The organism is Streptomyces murinus (genome assembly GCF_002154555.1).
GTDB classification, from domain to species: Bacteria; Actinomycetota; Actinomycetes; order Streptomycetales; family Streptomycetaceae; genus Streptomyces; species Streptomyces murinus.
In genome coordinates this window covers 1-2,611 of sequence record NZ_MUNF01000481.1, presented here as the reverse complement: position 1 = coordinate 2,611, position 2,611 = coordinate 1, and the positions used below count along the sequence as shown (strand labels likewise).

Sequence of the window (2,611 nt, the reverse complement as noted above, 5' to 3'; positions counted from 1 at the left end):
GACTGGATGGCGTAGGTGAAGCCGAGCAGCAGGACGAACCCCGCGATCCAGGACGTCCAGATGGAGCGCACGATGCCCTTCGGGCCCGCCGTGGCCGCGTCGCGCGTCTCCTCGGTCATATGGGCGGAGGCGTCGTAGCCGGTGAAGGTGTACTGGGCCATCAGAAGGCCGAGCAGGACGACGTAGACACCACTGCCCCAGCCCGTCCCGTTGACGAAGTGGGTGAAGACGAAGGACGTCGAGCGGTGGTGGTCGGGTACGACGGCCAGCGCGCCGACGATGACCACCACCCCGAGCACGTGCCACCACACGCTCACGCTGTTCAGGAAGGCGACGATCCGCACGCCGAAGGTGTTCAGCAGGCCGTGCAGCAGCAGGATCGCGGCGAAGAGCAGGACCGTGCGCACGCGGGTGACCTCGAAGTCGAACTGGAGGTTCAGATACGCGCCGAGGAAGGACGCCGCGCCGAAGTCGATGCCCGCGGTGACCGCGACCTGGCCCAGCACGTTGAACCAGCCCGTGAACCACGCCCATGCCGCCGCCGAGCGCGCGGGCGCCAGCCGGTGGGCCCAGAAGTACAGTCCGGCCGAGGTCGGGTAGGCCGAGCAGATCTCGGCCATCGACAGCCCCACGAGCAGCGTCATCAGGCCGACCGCGACCCAGCCCCAGGTGATCACGGCGGGGCCGCCCGTGGTCATGCCGAAGGAGTAGAGGGTCAGACAGCCCGACAGGACCGAGATGATCGTGAAGGACACCGCGTAGTTGGCGAACGCCGACATACGGCGGGAGAGGACCTGCGTGTAACCGAGCTGGGCCAGCCGCTCCTCGTCCGAGGGCACACCCGCTGTCGCGCCGCCTGTCGCGTCATCTGTCACGTCGTCTGTCGTGTCGCCTGTCGCGTCTTCTGTCATGCCCCCAGCAATTCCCCTGTCACGGGCGTGACATGCGTCACTCGGGGGCGGTACGCGGAAGGGCCCGCACGACGTGGGTCGTGCGGGCCCTTCGCGGTGCTACGGCGATCCGTCAGCCGTTGCGCTTCCAGCGCGGCTTGTCGTCGCGGCGGCCGAAGGAGGAGCCGGTGCCGCCGGTGCCGCGGTGGTCGTCACGACGGCCGTAGGGGCGCTCGTGGCCGCCGGAGCGGAAGCCCGGACGGTCGTCGCGGCGGTCGCGGTTGAACGGACGGTCGCTGCCCCGGTGGCCACCGCGGTCGTCACGGCGGAAGCCGCCACGGTCACCACCGCGGTCGTCGCGGCGCTCGAAGGAACGGCCACCACGGTCGTCACGACGCTCGCCGCGGTCGTCACGGCGGAAGCCGCCACGGTCGTCACGGCGCTCGAAGGAACGGCCACCACGGTCGTCGCGGCGGTCGTCACGGCGCTCGAAGGAGCGGCCGCCACGGTCGTCACGGCGGTCACGGTCGAACGGACGACGGTCGTCGCGGCGCTCGAAGGAACGGCCACCGCGGTCGTCACGACGGTCACCGCGGTCGTCACGGCGGAAGCCACCGCGGTCGTCACGACGCTCGAAGGAACGGCCACCACGGTCGTCACGGCGCTCGAAGCCGCGGCCACCGCGGTCGTCACGGCGGTCACGGTCGAACGGACGACGGTCGTCGCGACGCTCGGGCGCCGCCGAAGCCGCCGGACGCTCCTCGCGCTCGGTCTCCCGGGCGACGGGCTCCTCGGCCGCCAGCTCCTCGGCGGCAGAGGCCTGCGCCTCGGCCACCGCGGTCTCCGGGTCCTCACCGCGCTCGCGGGCGACCCGGGCCACCAGGCGGTCGGCCTCCTCGCGCAGCTCCGTGGCGCGGCGCTGGGCACGCTCCAGCTGCTTGGCCAGCTGGCCGACCTCGCGCTCGGCCTGCTGCGCGGCGTTGCCCGCGGACTCGGCCTGCACCTCGGTCATGGACCGGGCGCCGGTGATCTCGGCGACCTCCGGCTCGAAGGCGGTGCCGCCCTGGATGATGTGGCGGCCCGCGTCGACGCCGGCGTCCTCCATCAGGCGGAAGATCTGGCGGCGCTGGTGCGGCAGCGACAGGGAGACGACGGTGCCGGTACGGCCCGCACGCGCGGTACGGCCCGCACGGTGCAGGTAGTCCTTGTGGTCGCCGGCCGGGTCCACGTTGAGGACCAGGTCGATGCCGTCGACGTGGATGCCGCGGGCGGCGACGTCGGTGGCGACCAGGACGTTGACGTAACCGTCCTTGAAGTCCGCGAGGGTGCGGGTACGCGCGCCCTGGGTCATGCCGCCGTGCAGCGCGTCGGCCTTCACACCCGCGTCGCGCAGCTGCTCGGCGACGCGGTCGGCGCCCAGCTGGGTGCGGACGAAGATGATCGTGCGGCCCTTGCGGGAGGCGATCGCGGCGGTGACCGGCGCCTTGTCCTTGGGCTTCACGATGAGGATGTGGTGCGACATGGTCGTCACCGCGCCCTGGGCCGCGTCCACCTCGTGGGAGACGGGGTTCTTCAGGTAGCGGTCGACGAGGGTCTGGATCTCGTTCTCCATGGTGGCGGAGAAGAGCATGCGCTGACCGTCGGCCGGGACCTGGTCGAGCAGCTCGGTGACCTCGGGCAGGAAGCCCAGGTCGGACATCTGGTCGGCCTCGTCCAGGACG

General features: G+C 71.7%; 2 protein-coding genes. Both read right to left on the bottom strand.

The annotated features are described in order from the left end of the window. Nucleotides 1-911 (bottom strand): amino acid permease (locus CCN72_RS27085; protein WP_425276177.1); only part of this gene is annotated, 911 nt, incomplete at its 3' end. 112 nt (nucleotides 912-1,023) lie between these two features. Next, on the bottom strand, nucleotides 1,024-2,611 hold a 1,588-nt coding region (locus CCN72_RS27080; RefSeq protein WP_086810411.1), incomplete at its 5' end, for a helicase-related protein.